At 40.7% G+C, this 17,888-nt stretch carries 19 protein-coding genes; 14 read left to right on the top strand and 5 right to left on the bottom strand.

Annotated elements, in window-relative coordinates; genetic code table 11:
- The first annotated feature begins 5 nt into the window (after window positions 1–5).
- The 4 genes from G3T18_RS10155 (at window position 6) to G3T18_RS10140 (ending at window position 3,549) form a co-directional block, all read left to right on the top strand.
- Window positions 6–1,088, top strand: a complete 1,083-nt coding sequence (locus G3T18_RS10155; protein WP_224410439.1) for an NYN domain-containing protein — start codon at window positions 6–8, stop codon at window positions 1,086–1,088.
- A 139-nt stretch (window positions 1,089–1,227) separates the two neighbouring features.
- Window positions 1,228–1,995: a MotA/TolQ/ExbB proton channel family protein gene (locus tag G3T18_RS10150; RefSeq protein ID WP_224410438.1), complete on the top strand. Its 768-nt coding sequence runs from the start codon at window positions 1,228–1,230 to the stop codon at window positions 1,993–1,995.
- A 233-nt stretch (window positions 1,996–2,228) separates the two neighbouring features.
- Window positions 2,229–2,666 (top strand): ExbD/TolR family protein, encoded by a 438-nt coding sequence (locus G3T18_RS10145; protein WP_224410437.1) that lies wholly within the window; start codon window positions 2,229–2,231, stop codon window positions 2,664–2,666.
- Between the two features lie 463 nt (window positions 2,667–3,129).
- The gene (locus tag G3T18_RS10140) at window positions 3,130–3,549 is read left to right on the top strand and encodes an ExbD/TolR family protein (protein WP_224410436.1); all 420 of its coding nucleotides are present in this window, start codon (window positions 3,130–3,132) and stop codon (window positions 3,547–3,549) included.
- On the opposite strand, the gene G3T18_RS10135 is transcribed toward G3T18_RS10140, so the two are convergent.
- On the bottom strand, window positions 3,546–4,799 hold the full coding sequence (locus G3T18_RS10135) for a hypothetical protein (protein WP_224410435.1): 1,254 nt from the start codon (window positions 4,797–4,799) through the stop codon (window positions 3,546–3,548). The two genes, G3T18_RS10140 and G3T18_RS10135, sit on opposite strands and share 4 nt — an antisense overlap.
- Window positions 4,800–5,085: 286 nt before the next feature.
- Here G3T18_RS10135 and pstS point away from each other — a divergent pair, with 286 nt between their 5' ends.
- The 10 genes from pstS (at window position 5,086) to G3T18_RS10085 (ending at window position 15,865) form a co-directional block, all read left to right on the top strand.
- Window positions 5,086–6,156 (top strand): phosphate ABC transporter substrate-binding protein PstS, encoded by a 1,071-nt coding sequence (gene pstS / locus G3T18_RS10130; RefSeq protein WP_224410434.1) that lies wholly within the window; start codon window positions 5,086–5,088, stop codon window positions 6,154–6,156.
- Between the two features lie 81 nt (window positions 6,157–6,237).
- Window positions 6,238–7,230: a phosphate ABC transporter permease subunit PstC gene (gene pstC / locus G3T18_RS10125; RefSeq protein WP_224410433.1), complete on the top strand. Its 993-nt coding sequence runs from the start codon at window positions 6,238–6,240 to the stop codon at window positions 7,228–7,230.
- The gene (pstA, locus tag G3T18_RS10120; protein ID WP_224410432.1) at window positions 7,227–8,189 is read left to right on the top strand and encodes a phosphate ABC transporter permease PstA; all 963 of its coding nucleotides are present in this window, start codon (window positions 7,227–7,229) and stop codon (window positions 8,187–8,189) included. Before pstC ends, pstA begins: the two co-directional genes overlap by 4 nt.
- A 309-nt stretch (window positions 8,190–8,498) precedes the next feature.
- Entirely contained in the window at window positions 8,499–9,311 is an 813-nt protein-coding gene (gene pstB, locus G3T18_RS10115) for a phosphate ABC transporter ATP-binding protein PstB (protein WP_224410480.1), read from the top strand.
- Between the two features lie 124 nt (window positions 9,312–9,435).
- A complete protein-coding gene (hppD, locus tag G3T18_RS10110; protein WP_224410431.1) occupies window positions 9,436–10,575 on the top strand; it encodes a 4-hydroxyphenylpyruvate dioxygenase in 1,140 nt (379 codons plus the stop codon).
- Window positions 10,576–10,923: 348 nt separating this feature from the next.
- On the top strand, window positions 10,924–12,366 hold the full coding sequence (locus G3T18_RS10105) for a cytochrome ubiquinol oxidase subunit I (protein ID WP_224410430.1): 1,443 nt from the start codon (window positions 10,924–10,926) through the stop codon (window positions 12,364–12,366).
- Between the two features lie 59 nt (window positions 12,367–12,425).
- Window positions 12,426–13,193, top strand: a complete 768-nt coding sequence (locus G3T18_RS10100) for a DUF4253 domain-containing protein (protein ID WP_224410429.1) — start codon at window positions 12,426–12,428, stop codon at window positions 13,191–13,193.
- A 96-nt stretch (window positions 13,194–13,289) separates the two neighbouring features.
- Window positions 13,290–14,306, top strand: a complete 1,017-nt coding sequence (gene cydB / locus G3T18_RS10095; RefSeq protein WP_224410428.1) for a cytochrome d ubiquinol oxidase subunit II — start codon at window positions 13,290–13,292, stop codon at window positions 14,304–14,306.
- Window positions 14,307–14,597: 291 nt separating this feature from the next.
- Window positions 14,598–15,386 (top strand): DUF1206 domain-containing protein, encoded by a 789-nt coding sequence (locus G3T18_RS10090; RefSeq protein WP_224410427.1) that lies wholly within the window; start codon window positions 14,598–14,600, stop codon window positions 15,384–15,386.
- A gap of 14 nt (window positions 15,387–15,400) precedes the next feature.
- Window positions 15,401–15,865 carry a DUF2358 domain-containing protein gene (locus G3T18_RS10085; RefSeq protein WP_224410426.1) on the top strand — a complete coding sequence of 155 codons (465 nt, stop codon included), beginning with the start codon at window positions 15,401–15,403 and terminating at the stop codon, window positions 15,863–15,865.
- A 4-nt stretch (window positions 15,866–15,869) separates the two neighbouring features.
- On the opposite strand, the gene G3T18_RS10080 is transcribed toward G3T18_RS10085, so the two are convergent.
- From G3T18_RS10080 to G3T18_RS10065, 4 genes are all read right to left on the bottom strand, one after another.
- Window positions 15,870–16,160 carry a hypothetical protein gene (locus G3T18_RS10080; RefSeq protein WP_224410425.1) on the bottom strand — a complete coding sequence of 97 codons (291 nt, stop codon included), beginning with the start codon at window positions 16,158–16,160 and terminating at the stop codon, window positions 15,870–15,872.
- A gap of 425 nt (window positions 16,161–16,585) precedes the next feature.
- Complete coding sequence (locus tag G3T18_RS10075) at window positions 16,586–16,765, bottom strand: hypothetical protein (RefSeq protein WP_224410424.1); 180 nt, start codon at window positions 16,763–16,765, stop codon at window positions 16,586–16,588.
- Window positions 16,766–16,788: 23 nt separating this feature from the next.
- Window positions 16,789–17,664 carry an alpha/beta fold hydrolase gene (locus G3T18_RS10070; protein WP_224410423.1) on the bottom strand — a complete coding sequence of 292 codons (876 nt, stop codon included), beginning with the start codon at window positions 17,662–17,664 and terminating at the stop codon, window positions 16,789–16,791.
- 24 nt (window positions 17,665–17,688) lie between these two features.
- On the bottom strand, window positions 17,689–17,888 hold a 200-nt coding region (locus G3T18_RS10065), incomplete at its 5' end, for a glutathione binding-like protein (RefSeq protein WP_224410422.1).

The following is a 17,888-nucleotide window of genomic DNA, read 5'->3' as shown; positions in this document are numbered from 1 at the left end:
GATCGATGCAAGAACAGATGAAATGTCCCCGTTGTGGGTCAAACCAAATCAGTCAAGCGGGATCTCGTGAGGGGAGAAGGAGATACCGTTGTTTAAGCTGCAAGATCTCGCTGATTGAAAAAGTTGCTTCCTCTTCGAGAGGAATTGCTGTTTTACTTTTGGATATTGAAAATATTAAATTAGACCCTCAAGGAGAAGCTTTTCTCGCGAGTATTTCTCGCTATCCTCTACAAGTTAAAATTGCTTTTGCGAATTGGAAAAATTCCTCGATTAATAAACACGATCTAGACTTTCACGATCGCGGCTATCAATTAATTCATGTTCCTAATGGGAAAGATAGCGCTGATGCAAAAATGATTGCTGTTGGTTCGTCAATCTTCCTTCAGTATCCCACAGTTAAGGAAGTTTTTGTCTGTTCGAGCGATTGGATTTTAACTCATCTTTGTAATGATTTGCAAAATAAAGGCTTGACTGTTTATCGAGTAATCAGACACAATGACAAGATTACCATCGAAAACCGTCGCAATAATCAGGCAAAGACCTATTCTCTCGCCCAAAATGCTGAAATTAGCAATTTTGAGCAAGTTTTCGCCAAAATCGAGAACTTAATTCAAACAGAACATCACGCGATCGCCTCTCGCCTAGAACGATTATCTCACCTAATTACTCTTTGCCAAGAACAATCAAACCACCAAAGCGATCGTCATAGTTCTAATGGTAAAGCACTCGACGAAACTAACAAACAAGACTTGCATTCTTTGCTTCCACGCGCAGCCGAAAATCCGGAAACTACTAGCGCTATTATTCCTACCACCAATGTCAGCCAAATTAACACTAAAGAAGACTTAGAAAAAGCTTTATTGAAATGCGTTATCCAGTTACAAATTAAATATCCTGATACGAAAATTTCTTTAGGTATTTTAGGCACAGAATTTAGAAGTATTTACGGAATTTCTCCGAGAATAATCATCAAACAGTTAGGCTTAGGTTCTCAACTAAGTAATTTTATTCAATCGAGTACAAAATTAAAACTTAACCCACAAGGAAAAAAGCAAGAAGTAGTTATTATTTACGATCCTCTTAGCTAACTTAATTCCCAAACCGAAGTAAAAAACAGTTTAACCTCCATTTTCCCAGCCAAATTGTTAACTTTTCCTTAATCCACGAGCAGAAACAGATCGGATATGCTAGTCGAATGAAATGATTAATTTACTTGCTCTACAGTCAATGTACTTATTCTTACAGTCTCCAGCAACAATAGAAGAAGCACCACGAATCTTATTCGACGAATTTCTCAAAGGCGGACCCGTGATGTGGCCCATCTTAGCATTATCAGTGCTAACGATCGCCAGTGGCTTAGAGCGAGCTTGGTTTTGGTTTCGACTGCTCACCCAAGAAGATCGCATCGTGCGCGACGTGCTCGAAGCGGCGGGTTTTGACTTGCGAAAAGCCGCAGAAATCGCCGAATATGCCCGTTTTTTGCCCATTGGACGCTTCCTCTACGCCCCACTCAAGCTGAAACGCCCCACACCAGAAACCTTTCGTTTAGCGATGGAAGCCGCCGGAGACAAAGAATTCATCAAAATGCGCCGAGGAGACAAATTCCTAGAAACCGTAATTGCGATCGCGCCTCTCTTAGGTTTACTCGGAACCGTGACAGGATTGATTAATACGTTTAACAACCTTAACATTGGCGGAGGCGGTTCCGTCGAGGAAAATGCCCAAGTTGCCGCAGGTATTGGCGAAGCATTACTAACTACCGCCGCCGGAATGGTTGTCGCAATTGTTGCTTTAATAATTTTCCGAATTTTAGTTACTTTACAAGCCCGTCAAATGGATTACTTTTCCGAAGTTGGTAGCGAATTAGAATTAATTTATCGTCAAATTTGGTACGAACCTTATCTCGAAGAAAAAGCACAAGCCCAAGAAAATCCAGCTTCTTTACCTCCCGCCAATTCCTACCCCAATGATTCCGTTTCCCTCGAAGAATATTAACAAGTTAATTTTTATTCTTAATTTGTTTTATTTGTCATTCTGAGCGAAGCGTGACGCGCAGCGATAGCGACGTTAGGAGCGTCAGAATCTCAAGACTGTCATTCTAAGCGAAATCAAATGAAGCGAAGAACCTTGATTAATAAGCAAATTTCTATCCTGTCATTCTGAGCGAAGCGTGACGCGCAGCGATAGCGACGTTAGGAGCGTCAGAATCTCAAGAACCTTCTTACTTGATGAAATCATTAAATATGCGCTTTAAAAATCAACAACCAGGTTCCTCATTACCAGAAGTTAACCTCGTTCCCATGTTAGACGTATTAATGTCAGTTTTGACATTTTTTATTATTACCTCAATGGGCTTAACAGGTCAACGAATTGGTAATATTATTGTACCGGGAACAGAAGCTGGAGAAGGAGGAGTTAGCGAACAAGAAATTCAAAAAAAATTAGTAGTCGGCTTAAGCTTAGAAGGCGATATTTTACTTGAAAATCGGATAATCGACGAAGCCGAATTAGCTGAAGCAATGCAAGCATATCTCGCTGAAAACCCTAACGGCGCGATCGTTCTCAAAGCCGACCGCGAGTTAGAATACCAACAAGTAGAAAAGTTACTCAGAAAAATGGGAGAAATAGGCGGAGATTCCGTTTCTCTTTCCATTCAAAGAAGTTAAATTAAATCTCCTCATTCTTGTTACCATGCTCCGCGTGGTAACATCTTAGCGAGGCTCCGCCTCGAATACAAGAGGCAGAGCCTCAAAATCAGCATTTCTCGGCAGAGCCAAGAAACGAGACAAATGCGCCATTCTTGTTACCATGCTCCGCGTGGTAACACCATCTAGAGGCTCTGCCTCTTGTTACAATTTTTCTTGTTACCATGCTCCGCGTAGTAACACCCTCTAGAGGCTCCGCCTCGAATATTCACAGGAGGCTCCGCCTCTAATTTAGCATTTCTAGGCTCTGCCTAGAAACGAGGTAAATTCTTGTTACCATGCTCCGCGTAGTAACACCCTCTAGAGGCTCCGCCTCTCAGAAAAAGTAGAGCCGAGAAACGAGGTAAATTCTTGTTACCATGCTCCGCGTAGTAACACCCTCTAGAGGCTCCGCCTCAAAAGCAAAACTAACTAAAGACAAACTATGCGCTTTAAAACCAGACAAGAAAACTCAAAAATACCCACCATCGACCTCATCCCCATGTTAAACGTAATGATGGCAGTATTGGCATTTTTTGTCTTAATTTCCACCACCTTACTTAACGAATTAGCCGTAGACGTGCAGCTACCAACTAACACAGAAGCTAGCGACGAACCACTAGAAGACTTACCCGAACCTTATTTAGTAGAATTAACAGCATCAGGCATTTTTCAAAACGAACAACCTTTAACAAAAGAACAGTTATTTACTCAAATACAAGCTTATTTAAACGAAAATAATCGAGGTGCAGTTTTACTCAAAGCTGACAATCAAGTCCCTTACGAACAAGTCATCCAGTTATTAGTAGAAATGAAAGATATCGGCGGCGAAAACGTTTCCCTAGCTATAGAAAGTGAGAGCTAGCGAGGGTATTCATCAGCAATAATTATCGCCGTTCTATCTCCAGCAGGTGCAAAAATAACATAAATCTCAAAGGTTTCCCGCGATACTTTATACAAAGAACCGCCTCCGTAAGTACCTACTTCTTCAAAGTTAAAGTTAACTTCTCCCTGCTGTAACAAACGACCCAAAGAATCAATAAGTTCTTGTTTTGTAGGAGGATTGAGAAAAGGCGCTCCGGTCATTACTCGGAAATCGAATTTGTCAGAATTTTGAAATTTACTACCTTCATTGAGAAGACTGCGGTCAACGGGAGTTGTTCCTTCTTCATACTGCTTTTCTAATTCTGAAACAATCATGATAAATGCTGTTTTATTAAAGTCAACTTCTCCCGTTTTAGCAGTTTTGAGCGCGTCTAAGTTATAGGTTTTATCCAAAAGCAAGAAAGCCACTTTTTCCCCTTGAGAAATTAGGTGTAGATATTGAGTTATTTTGCCTTTAGATACTGTAAGAACTTTAAAATTATTTTCGTCTGTAGTTAGTTGGGCGTTATATTCTTTTTCTGGTAAAAGGTTTGACTCGAAAGTGTCGGCTACTTGCTCTAATTTATCAGTTGTATTGTAAATATAAGCAGATTCATCAAATTCAGGGCGCAAAATTTCTCCTGAACCTGGCTGGGCTTGTTTATAAGTAGGAAATTCTCTAATGAAATCTTCGAGACTTTGGGATGGAGTCGAGGAAGTTGTTTGCGTGGGTGTCGGTGTTGGAGTTGGCGTTGGTGTTGGAGTTGACTTAGTTTCTGGGGTTGGTGTGGGTGTCGGAGTTGGCGTTGGTGTGGTTTTGGTTTCTGGGGTTGGTGTTGGGGTTGGGGTTGTTTTGGTTTCTGGAGTTGGGGTTGGGGTTGGAGTTGGCTTGGTTTCTGGAGTTGGTGTGGGTGTCGGGGTTGGTTTTGGTCGAGTTATGAGTTGGTTTGCTAATTGTCGGGGAGTCGGTTTGGCTTGAGAGACAGTTGGCGATGGTTTGGGAGTTGGTGAAATAGAGGCTTGGGGAGAAGCTTTAGGAGTTGGTGAGGGAGAGGTTTTTGGTGGTAACTTGGTAATCTTTACTTCTGATTCTTTTTCGGCTTCAAGAGGTTCTATTTTCGCTTTTTTTGAGTCAGAAGGAATGGGAAGCATTAGTAGGGCGATGTGTAATCCCAAGGAGATAAACAGCATCGGGCGAAATAAGATTCGCACTGGCTTGGGTAAATTTTTGAGGAAGAATGGCGGGTTCATGGTGGCACTGAGGGCGATATAACTTTATGAAACTGTAATTGGCGAAGAAAAACAAGTAGCAAATTTACAGCAGTAGTAATAATAATAAAGATAAATTTAATTTTAAGATAATTGTTGGAAAAAGTTCAGTTAACAAAGGCAAATATAAAAGACAAATCATTTCTTAAACTTCGATTAACTTTAATTTAATAAAAGCTTATTTGTTCGCTTACTTTTCCTTAAAAACATTTCGATAGTCTTAAAGTCGGAATTCTCTATCACTCGATCCTAATTATCGAGAAAAAATATGATTTTCCTGACGACTACTTTGCGCCGCGCTGTTGCCGTTTCAGTAGCGGCTGTAACTGTTTCTTTAACTTCTGGAGCGGTAAACTATTCAGAAGTAGTTTCAGAAGAAGAATTTTTTACCGCCCAAGCAAATATTACTCTTAATGGCGCAGGAGCATCATTTCCTAAGCCACTTTACGATCGCTATTTTAACGAAATTCGCCAGAAAAAAGGTCTTCGGGTCAATTACGAAGCTATCGGTAGCGGTGGCGGAATTAAGCAGTTTATCGCTGATACGGTTGATTTTGCTGGTAGCGATGCACCACCGGAGCAAGGTGAGAAAAGCCAGATGAAGAAAGGAATGGTGATGGTTCCGACGGCTGGTGGTGCTGTAGCGGTAGTTTATAATTTACCAGGTGTTAGCAATCTCAAGCTGTCTCGCGAAACTTTACCTGCTATTTTTGAAGGTAAAATTACTCGTTGGAATGACTCCAGAATTAGTGCTGATAACCCTGGTGTTAACTTACCAAATAAGCCAATTAGAGTTGCCGTACGCTCGGATGGTAGCGGTACAACTTATATTTTTACTAGCCATTTAAATGCGATTGGTTCTAGTATTGCTGCTGACAAAGCTCCTAGTTGGCCCGGGACGACTTTAGGTGGTGCTAAAAATGCTGGAGTTGCGGCGGTTGTTCAGCAAAATGAAGGTGCTATTGGCTATGTTCAAGCAGACTATGCTTTTGAAAATAACTTGAATATGGCAGCAGTGGAAAATAAAGCTGGTCAGTATCTTAAACCTACGGATGCAAATGCCGATAAAGCTTTAGAAAATATCCGCTTTAATCCAGATTTTACTACAGCTAATTCTGACGATCCTGAAGATGGTTATCCGATTGTGGGTGTAACTTGGCTGTTGCTGAAAGAAGAGTATGAAAATGTGGCGAAAGAGCGAGCAATTGAAGAAATGGTTGAGTGGATTTTAACTGACGGTCAAAATATTAACGGTCAGCTTCACTATACTCGCATTCCTCAATCTGTTGCTCAACGGGCAATTAATACCATGAAACAAGAAGTTTCTGCTCGTCCCTAGAAACTAAAATTGTTTGTTGTAGTGTTGGGGACATTTCCCTCTAGGAGATGTCCTCAATTGCGAATTTTCTGAGTAAATAAGATGAATTTTTCCGAGCAAACTGATAAATTGAGCAGTTTTTATGCAGAAAATGATTTAAATTTGAGTGATACAAAAGGAGAAAAAATTTGGCAAGATAAGTTATTTATTAGTTTAGTCTGGATTTTTGCTTTAGTTGCTAGCGCTGGGGTGCTGCTGTGGATGAGTTGGATTGTCTTTAAAGATGCTCGTCCGGCGATCGCCGATTTTGGTTTAGACTTTCTCTGGAATACCCAGTGGAATATTAGCGCTGAGGAGTTTGGTGCTTTACCTTTTATTTATGGTACTTTGGTGACTTCAGCATTAGCGCTGGCGATCGCCATTCCTTTGGGTTTGTCTGTAGCAATTGTTACCAGCGAGAATTTTTTACCGATCTGGGTGCGATCGCCGTTGGGTTTTTTGGTGGAATTAATTGCGGCTATTCCTAGTGTAATTGTGGGTTTGTGGGGAATTTTTGTTTTAGTTCCTTTTATTACTCCTTTTCAACAATGGCTTTACGATAATTTTAACTGGCTTTTTTTGTTTAGCACCGAACCTTTTGGCATTGGAATGTTTGCGGCTGGGGTACTATTATCAATTATGATTTTACCAACAATTGCGGCAATTAGTCGCGAAGTTTTATTAGCAGTTCCCACTGAATTACGCAGTGCTTCAATGTCTCTTGGTGCAACTCGTTGGGAAACAATTTGTCGCATTTTGTTACCCACGGCTGGTGCAGGTATTTTAGGTGCAGTTATCCTCGCTTTGGGACGTGCTTTAGGCGAAACAATGGCGGTGACAATGGTGATTGGTAACTCGATTAATATTAGTCCTTCGCTGTTAGCTCCGGGTTATACAATTCCGGCTGTTTTAGCAAATCAATTTCCCGAAGCCCTTGACAAATTGCACATTGGTGCTTTAATGTATCTCGCTTTAATTTTATTTGCGATTACCTTAATTGTGAACGCGATCGCGGTTTTGATGGTGCAACTAATTGGACTGAAAAAACAAAGATGACAACGGATAAATTTTTAGAAAATGAACTAACTCAACCTTTATCTTTGACTAGAAATTTATTTACTTGGGGAATGACAGCAATTGCTTTAATTTTTACGGCGATTTCCTTGTTACCTTTATTAGCAATTTTATTCGAGATTGTTCATCAGGGACTACCTCAATTAAGTTGGGAAGCTTTAACTTCTCTTCCTGCACCCGCAGGAGTAGAAGACGAACCAAATGGCTTTGCGAATGCGATTATTGGGACACTGACAATGGTAGGAATTGCTTGTTTAATTAGCGTTCCCTTGGGGATAATGACTGGAGTATTCTTAGCAGAAATTTCCCAACCAGGAGACGCGATCGCAGAAATTGTTCGTTTTATTATCGTTATTTTAAGCAGCGTTCCTTCGATTATAGTTGGTGTTTTTGCTTACGGTGTTGTTGTCCTCGCTTTTGGCTTTTCTGCTTTAGCTGGAGGCTTTGCTTTAGGTATCATTATGTTACCAATTATTGCTCTGACTACCGAACAATCTTTGAAGCTAATTCCTACTCAGTATCGTCTCGCTTCTGCTGCTTTGGGAGGTGGGCGTTTTCAAACGGTTTTTCGTGTTATTATTCCTGCTGCACTTCCGGCGATTACTACAGGGGTTTTACTAGCGATCGCGCGTGCGGCTGGAGAAACTGCACCCTTACTTTTTACTGCACTTTCTAGTAACTTTTGGCCACCTCTGGTTGAACAATTAAAAATGTTATTTAATTTACCGGAAGGAATGGATAAAATTACAGTAATTCAAGGAATTCCCGAAACACTTTTGACTCCTACTCCTTCTTTGTCGGTTTTGATTTACAATTACTCTACTTCGCCTTTTAAAGACCAAAATGCAATGGCTTGGACTGCTGGCTTGGTTTTGATTACCTTGGTCTTAATTACCAGTATTTTGTCTCGTTTAGTTACCAGTAAACCTTGGCAAAGATAAACGGTTATCAGGTAGCAGTTATCAGTTACCAGTTACCAGTTACCAGTTAGCAGTTATCAGGTAGCAGTTAGCAGTTAGCAGGTAGCAGTTAGCAGGTAGCAGTTACCAGTTATCAGGTAGCAGTTATCAGGTAGCAGTTAGCAGGTAGCAGTTATCAGGTAGCAGGTAGCAGTTAGCAGTTACCAGTTACCAGTTATCAGTTATCAGTTATCAGTTAGCAGTTACCAGTTATCAGTTAGCAGGTAGCAGTTAGTAGGTTAAAGAAATTGCTAATAGATGAATAAAGAAACTGTTATTGAAATATTTAAAATGCAATTTGAACGAAAAGTTAAACCGGAAATAAATTTAGCAGAAACACCAGCTTTGCGAGTGAAAGACTTAAACTTTTACTACGGAAACAAAAAAGTGTTGCAAGAGATATCAATGGATATCCCCCAACAACAGATTACAGCAATAATTGGACCTTCAGGTTGCGGTAAATCTACTTTTCTCAAAGCACTTAACCGGATTGGCGAATTAGAAGGTAAGGTAAAAGTAACTGGAAAAGTAGAATTTTTTGGACAGGATATATATAACAAACGAGTTAATATTAATCGCTTGCGTCGGAAAATAGGTATGGTGTTTCAGAAACCAAATCCTTTTCCGAGTAGTATTTACGATAATGTTGCTTATGGCGTGAAGATTTTTAGTCCGCAAAAAAGAGTGGAATTAGACGAAATTGTCGAAACTGCTTTGCGAAATGCGGCACTTTGGGATGAGGTTAAAGATGGTTTAAATAAGTCGGCTTTAACGCTTTCTGGGGGACAGCAACAACGTCTTTGTATCGCTCGTGCTTTGGCGGTGGAACCGAAGGTATTATTAATGGATGAACCTTGTTCGGCGTTAGATCCAATTTCGACTCGGAGAGTTGAGGAATTGATCCAAAGTTTGCGATCGCGTCTGACAATTGCGATTGTAACTCATAATATGCAGCAGGCTTCTCGTGTCTCGGATTATACGGCTTTCTTCAATACTGATGAAAGTCGCGTCGGACATATGGTTGAATGTGGTAAGACTGTCGAGATTTTTACTTCTGCTATTCATGAAAGTACCCGTGATTATGTGCAAGGGCGGTTTGGCTAACTAATATTCAGCCAGAAAGTCACTTATTTTTGTGAATTTGGCGTTATTCTGTCTAGAGAGTGACCATTCCTCGCCCAAAACCAGGGAGAATTGACAACAAAGAAGCTCTCAGACTGAATCGAGTATGAAAATAGGCTATATTCATTTCTACGTCGAAAATGCCTCATTGTGGCGATGGTGGTTTGTGCGGAAAATGGGCTTTCAGTCGGTAGCTAGTGGCAAAAATCGCCATACGCAGACAGAAGTAGTGCAAAATGGTGCAGTTAAGTTTGTTTTGTCTTCGCCTTTAACTCAGGATAGCCCGGTGGCTGAGTATTTACAGCAGCATCCGCCGGGAATTGCCGATCTTGCTTTTGTGGTGGAAAATTTAGAAAGGGCGATCGCTAAAGCTATTGCTTCTGGTGCAAAGCTTCTTCAGCCAATTCAGCAACGCCAATTTCCTCAAGGTTCGATCAAATCAAGTCAAATTCTCAGTATCGCTGGTTTACGTCATACTTTAACGGAATGCGATCGCCAATTGGGGACTGGTGAGTGGGAATTGGGGACTGGGAAAATGTCAACTCCTGATTCTCAATCAACTTGTTTTGATTATCGAGTACACTCAAGGGAATCCGATCGCAGTTATTTTACAGGTATCGATCACGTAGTTTTGAATGTAGCGAAGGGAAAGTTAACCGAAACGGTGGATTGGTATCAAAGAGTTTTTGGCTTTGAACCAGAGCAGACTTTTCAGATCGAAACCGATCGCTCAGGTTTATATTCTCAGGTTTTGATTCATCCGGCAAGTGGTGTAAAATTGCCCGTGAATGAACCAGTTTCGCCTAATTCACAAATTCAAGAGTTTCTGGATGTTAACCGAGGTGCGGGAATTCAACATATTGCTTTACAAACACCGCAAATTGTCAAAGTAACGGCTAAGTTACGTCAAGCTGGGGTAGCTTTTTTAGAAGTACCAAACAGTTATTATACCGAGCTTCAACAGCGACATCCAGAGTTAAATTTAGTTGCAGATGAGTGGGAGGCGATCGCGGAGCAACAAATTTTGCTAGACTGTCAAGAACTCGGTGAGAGACACCAGCGATCGCCGTTACTTTTGCAAATTTTTACCCAGCCTATTTTCCCTCAACCAACGTTCTTTTTCGAGTTAATTGAGCGACGTTCTCAAGCCAAAGGCTTCGGTGAAGGTAATTTTCGCGCTCTTTTTGAAGCAATCGAACGCGAACAAATTAAACGAGGAAGTCTTTCTTTGCCGTCCAAACATTGAGCGCAATTTTGCTATTTTCGGTACTTACAAAAGCCGCGATCGCCGTTTTTTATTTTTCAAAAAAATTGTTGTATTTGCTTTCTTTTTTTCTTAACAAGAAAAAATATCAATTTCTCCATTCACTTCAATAAAAATCGATTTTACCTCGAAATTTTACCTCAATTTTTAACATTGACAGGTCGTCTTTTGACAAATAAAACAATTTCAATTATAATGGTAAATTAATCCTTTAAAGTCAGTAAATCAAAAGAACAAAAAAAATTTCCCAGAATTAGGTAAGAAAATCATTTGTACGCCATAATAAAAAATGTTTCGCCCTAAAAAGTTCTCTTTACACTGACTAAAAATATGGAATTTCTCTCTAACACCGTAGTGCTGTCGCGAATGCAATTCGCACTCACAGCAATCTTCCATATGCTTTGGCCCGTATTAACTACAGGCTTAGGAATTTATTTAGTTATCGTCGAAGCAATCTGGCTAAAAACACGCAATCCTGACTACTACTATCACGCCCGCTTCTGGTCAAAGCTGTACGTTCTCAACTTCGGAATTGGCGTAGCCACAGGGATACCAATGGAATTTCAGTTTGGCACAAATTGGGCGCCATTTTCCGAAGCAGTCGGTAACTTTTTTGGTAGCGTAATCGGCTTTGAAGCATCTTGGGCATTCATGCTCGAAGCAGCTTTTTTAGGTATTATGGTCTTCGGCTGGGAACGAGTAAATCCGATTATTCACTTTCTCGCCACCATTTTTGTTGCCTTGGGCGCAAACTTATCAACATTTTGGATTTTAACCGCCAATTCTTGGATGCAAACACCTGCTGGCGTGGAATTAATTGATGGCGAATATATCGTTCTTGACTACTTCCAAGCAATTTTAAATCCCTTCATGGCAGTAAGCGTATCTCATATGTTTCTCGCCACATTAGAAACATCCTTATTTGTAATTGGTGGAATTAGCGCCTGGTACATCTTCAACAAACGTAACGAAGCCTTCTTCAGTAAAGCATTTAAAATCGTCTTAGCAGTAGCGATCGCCGTAGCCCCACTCCAAATTTACGTCGGACACCTCAGTGGCGAACAAGTATATCACCGACAACCGACCAAAATGGCAGCAATGGAGGCACTTTGGGACACAGTTCCCGCCGGACAACCCGCAGACTGGAGTTTAGTCGCCATTCCCAACGAAAAAGCCGAAGCAAACGACTGGGAAATCAAAGTACCAAACGCCTTGGGCTACATTCTCGAACTCAAACCCAATTTATCCGAACCCGTCCAAGGCTTAAAAGAATACAAACCTGAAGACCGACCGCACATGGTAGGTTTAATTTATTATGCCTTCCGCATCATGATCGCGATCGGCTTCTTCTTCGCCGGATTAATGTTCCTCACCGTCATTCAATGGCTGCGAGGTAAACTTTCCCCAGACAACATCAACCAACAACGCTGGCTATTAGCAGGTTGGATTTTCGCCGCCCCCCTCGGCTACATCGCGGTAGAATCAGGCTGGATTGTCCGTTGCGTAGGACGACAACCTTGGATTGTGTACAATCAAATTCGTACCGTTGACGCAGCCTCAAATCTGCCTCCAGGCAACGTTTTAACCTCCTTAACAGGCTTCGCAGTTACCTACACCTTACTCTTTTTTACCGCCCTCTACTTCGGCAGTCGCATCATTCGTCGCGGACCAAGATTAGACTTACCAGTACCGGGCGTAGAAACCAAACCCGCCGTCGATACCAAACCCGGACAATTCATTCCCGACGAACGCCCCGTCGAAGCCAAACAGTAGGGGCAACCCTCCGTGGTTGCCCCAATTGAGGAAATCTAAAAAAATGGGAAAAATCGGCTATGAGTCAAGCGAGAGAAGATAACGCGATCGCCAGAGAAATCTTAGTTATTATCGAAGCATTAGTATCGGTTCCAGTGACACCGTTTACACTCAAAGGATGGGCAGTAAAACAAGAATTTGCAGAAACCAGTTTTCCAGGACGAGTAGAACCTGATGACGAAGAAGAAGACGGGTTGCAGTGGTTGCGACTAGAATTAGATGTTATGTCTGCCCTGATACCCGGAGATTTGGATAACTACCTCAATAACATATCGTCCGAGATACGAGAACGAGTAGAACCAATGGATTTATTTTTACAGAGAGAAGCCGCCAGAGAAACATCGCGCCATTTGGTTCTATCCCTACAGTCACAGCTAGCTGCACAAGGCTATCAGGCACTCGTTACAGCTGTATCTCCATTGGACTACTGTCATATCTTTGGGTTAGGCTTTGATACCGCAATCGAAAGATATGTTGGTAAGGCAATGGTAGTATTTTTTAAAGCAGAAGATGCGAGTCCTTTACTTTGGGTAAGACAAACTAATGCCGCTAACTATGAGCTTTCAACTGTTGACATTATCCGCAAACTAGAAGGATGGAAACAGAAATATTCCTTCAGTGTTGTTGGTGCTGGAAATGATTGGGTAGAACTACACTTTATTAAACTTCCAGAAGATTTAAAAGCTTTTTCTGAGGAAGTTTATGAATTTTGTCCTGATTGTGATAGTCCAAAAAGGGTAGTAGACTCTTTATCAAAGGAAAAACTTTTATTTCTCTGGTGGGATTAAACAGAATCTTTCTTTCTTCTCCCGACAAGATTAGCGAATAAATTAAATCCTGCCTAAAACTAAAACTCCACAATCAATTAATCAAGAAAAAAACACATGGAAACCCTAACTTATTTTCTTCCGCAAGTCTGGTTTTTCATCCTCGCTTTATTTCTCTTCCTCTACATCATGCTAGATGGATTTGACCTCGGCGTTGGTATTCTTTCCCTTACTGCTTCAAATGAAGAACGTCGAGGCATTTTAATGACTAGCCTTAGCAACGTTTGGGATGCTAACGAAACCTGGTTAGTTCTCATGGGTGGTAGTTTATTCGGCGCATTTCCTCTCGCTTACGCGACAATTTTAAACGCCCTTTATATCCCCATTATCTTAATGGTATTTGGCTTTATCTTTCGCGGCGTAGCTTTTGAATTTCGCGAACAAGCTAATCGGAAATGGTTTTGGAATCTTGCTTTTGGAATTGGTAGTTTTATCGCCGCCCTCGGTCAAGGATTTGCCCTTGGTGGTGTACTTGCCGGAATAAAAGTAGATGAAGCTGGTCATTTTATTGGTACTACTTGGGACTGGTTAAATTTACCTTCTGTTTTAGTAGCCTTAACTTTAATTCAAGGTTATGTTTTAATTGGTTCCACTTATCTCGTTTGGAAAACTAGCGACGAGTTACAAGAAACTCATTACAAAACTGCTAAAATTGCTGCGATAACTACCTTAATTGGGGCAATTTTGATTACCATCGCCACTCCAATTTTCTACGGCTACGCGAGAATTCGCCTCTTAAATCCGCCGCAAATTTATATTTTCGCCCTGATTCCTTTATTGGGAGTTCTCTTAATTTGGCTACTGTTACAAAGTCTCAACCGTAAAGAAGAAAGAACACCTTTTGTCTGGACAATTTTGCTGTTTTTGCTGACGTTCATTGGACTAGCATTAGTTGTATTTCCCTACATTATCCCGACAGAGATTACGATTTACGAAGCCGCAGCCGACCCCAGCGCGTTAGTATTTATGATTATCTTGATTGGGGCATTGATTCCGGTGATGATTTTCTACAATATCTATTCTTACGTCGTTTTTCGCGGGAAAGTTACTGCGGGAACTTACGGCGGCGATTGACATCCTCGATGCTGGGGAAAATGCTAGAATTTATTTGCAGATATTGCGGTAAGCAGAAATATTACTTGTTTGAGTAGTTTGATTCTGCTACCGAAATTTTTTAATCGGGATTTCTAATCTTAACAAAAACTGCTTTTTTTTGCTTCCATCGTTAGTGTTTCTTTACCTAGAAAGAAAGCTAAGTAGTTGGGTGGATGCAAATACAGTGTAATTTGACCTATCCTCCGTAGTTAGAAAAACGCATAGTTGTAGAGTCGCCGAGAAGAAGAAACTGGGGCGAAGGAGGATTTAATGTGGGTTGAAAAACTGGCAAGATTTGGTTATGCAGCCAAAGGAGTAGTTTATGCGATCGTTGGTATACTAGCAGTAATGGCAGCTTTTAGCGCTGGTGGGAAAACGACGGGGACTAAAGGCGCGCTGCAAACGATCGCCGCGCAACCATTCGGTCAATTTTTGTTGGTTTTAGTGGCTATTGGTTTGTGTGGTTATGTACTTTGGCGCTTTGTCGAAGCGATTAAAGATCCGGATAATAAGGGTACAGATGCCAAGGGTATTGCGGCTCGTTTAGGATATGTAGGTAGCGGAATTTTGTATGCAGGTTTAGCTTTCAATGCAGCGCTACTGGCGATGGGTTCGAGTCAAGGTGGTGGTAGTGGTGATTCTACTCAAGATTGGACAGCAAAGGTAATGCAGCAACCTTTTGGGCGTTGGTTAGTCGGAATTGGTGGCGCGATCGCGATCGGTGTTGGTTTCTATATGCTATATAAAGCTTATAGTGTTAAATTCCGCAAAAAGCTCAATTTAAGTGAGTTAAATCTCGAACAAGAAAAATGGGCTGTTCGCATCAGTAGGTTTGGTTTGGCTGCAAAAGGAGTAGTTTTAACCATGATTGGCTTTTTCCTCTTACAAGCAGCTTATCAGTACGATCCTAGCGAAGCAAGAGGACTCGATGGAGCCTTACAAACTTTAGCACAGCAACCGTTTGGTAAGTTTCTCTTGGGAATAGTCGCCCTCGGTTTAGTGGCTTACGGGATTTATATGTGGGTAGAAGCGCGATATCGTCGAATTAGGACGACATAGTTTAAGGATTGAAGATGACTGTTTCGGAAAGTCCAGAATTGAGTGAAAGCGAATATCAAGCAAGGGTAGAAAAAAATCTTGCTACCTTGCAAAAAGATTTACCTACTTTATTTGCAGAGGATATTAGCTACGATATTTACACCCCAGATATTTATTTCAACGACCCGGTAAATACATTTAAATACAAATTTAATTACCGGATTATTTTCTGGACGTTACGCTTTCACGCTCAACTCTTTTTTCGCGAAATCTACTTTGACGTTCATAATATTCGCCAAGCAGCGAAAGATGTAATTAAAGTAGATTGGACAGTGCGCGGTACTTTGCGCGTTCCCTGGCAAGCAAAAGTATTTTTCAACGGTAATTCGACTTATAAAATGAATGAAGAGGGTTTAATTTACGAACACCTCGACACTTGGGATCGAAAACCGCAGGAGATTCTCAAGCAGTTTTTGCCGACAAAACGACAAAAGTCTTAAATACTTACTTGCCTTTCGATCCCATCATACCCGAAACTACTGCGGGTAATGGTTCGGGAAGTTCTTTTCCTTCGGGCAATGGTAATTCATCAGGATCTCCGTAATAATCTAGTTTGTTAATTTCGCCAATTGCTTCTTTATCTTGGTTAATACAACCTGGTTTTTTGGCAAATTGGCAAACACGTGCCCACAATCTCGATCTAGTTCCTGGAGGTCCAAAAGAAAACAGAACTTTGTCTCCTGCTACTATTTTTACTCCACAAGCTGGACAGATTCCTATTTTATTTTTTGACATAATTTTCTCTCTCTGAATGCGATCGAGTTGACATACACCTTACAACTACTTACTCAAAAACTCCTTCAGTCTTCTGGGGGAGAATAAATCCCCTAATAATCGACCTAGGGCAGTAAAAAGTATGACAGTTTTTTTGTTAAGATGTTTCTTTAGCAATGTTGTAGTCAATAACTGGAAAAAGTTGTAGCGAATTTGACCTTTTGGCAGAGGGAAAAAATAATTTTATTGATTTTTTGCGAGTAATATAATTATTTTATTTCACAAACCAGAATGTGTCTAGTCTTAGGAAAGAAAAGTTTGCGCTTGGTGCGATCGCAAAATATTTTGATAAGTTTTTTTAATTTGAACGATAAGTACAAGCCTTAACTGAAAAAATAGTTTTTAATCTCGATCCCCGGCTAAAATTTTCGGACAAAAGTCGTTAATTACGAATTATTATCTGAATTAGGATGAGGATTAATACAACCAGGTTTAGTCGCATATTGACAAACTCGTTCCCAAAGTTTAATTCTATTTCCTTTTGCCCCATAAGAAAAGATGACTAAATCTCCTCGTAAGATTTTCACCCCACAAACTGGACAAACTCCTAATTTATTTTCACTCATCGGCTTTATCTTGACTTCAATTCTTAGCTAGCAGAAGACTCTGTAAGAAATTCTCTCATATATTGATTAACTAATAAAGGTTGTTCCTGTTGCACCCAATGACTACAATTCGGGATATATTTAATAGTTAAATGATTAACATAAGCTTCTGTACCATAAGTTAACTCTTTAGCGAGAGCAGTATCTTCTTCACCCCAAATCATTAAAGTAGGTAAATCTAATACTTCCCACTCTAAGGAACTAGAAAAGCTACTCCAAGCATGGCGATAATAGTTTAGCATTGCTGTCAGCGCGCCGCGTTTCGCCGCCGCATCTTTATAAGCTTCTAAATCAGACCAGGTAAAGGCACTTTTGTCAATAGCCAGATTTTGAAAAGCAGCCGCGATCGCATTGTAGTCATTCCACTGCAACAAAAATTCTGGTAGCCCAGGTAACTGAAAAAATAAGATATACCAGCTACGCAACATTTGTTGAGGATTACTGCGAATTGCTTCGGTAAATAAAGCAGGGTGGGGAATATTCATCACAATCAATTTTTCCACCATCTGGGGAAATTCATAAGCGAAACACCATGCGATCGCACCTCCCCAATCATGACCTACCAAAACGCAACTTTCATAGCCTAATCCTTTAATTACACCTTCAACATCCTCGATTAACTCACCCATTTTATAAGCTTCCGGATCTTGAGGTTTATCGCTATCGTTATAACCACGTAAATCCAAAGCAACTACTTTATAGTTTCGCGCAAATTCCGGAATTTGATGTCGCCAAGAATACCAAAACTCAGGAAAACCATGTAACATTAACATCAAAGGACCTTCCCCTTGAGTCACATAATGCAATTTAATTCTATTCGTAGTAATAAAATCTTCCGTCCAACCATTTAATCCCGACATAGACAAAAATCCGCATTAACTTGCTTATTTGAGAGAATCAGCGATCGCCAGATAGCGAGGTTGAGACTTAACTCGTTCTATCCAAGCCAGGATAGCAGGAAAAGTGTTTAAATCAAATCCTCCCTCAGCAGCAACATGAGTATAAGCGAATAAACTAATATCAGCGATCGTATAGCGATCGTCAACAAAAAATAGATTCTCTTGTAAATGCTTTTCCATCACCT

This window comes from Oscillatoria salina IIICB1, assembly GCF_020144665.1.
Taxonomy (GTDB): domain Bacteria; phylum Cyanobacteriota; class Cyanobacteriia; order Cyanobacteriales; family SIO1D9; genus IIICB1.
The sequence above is the reverse complement of the archived record's forward strand: the minus strand, read 5'-3'. Positions and strand labels throughout refer to the sequence as shown.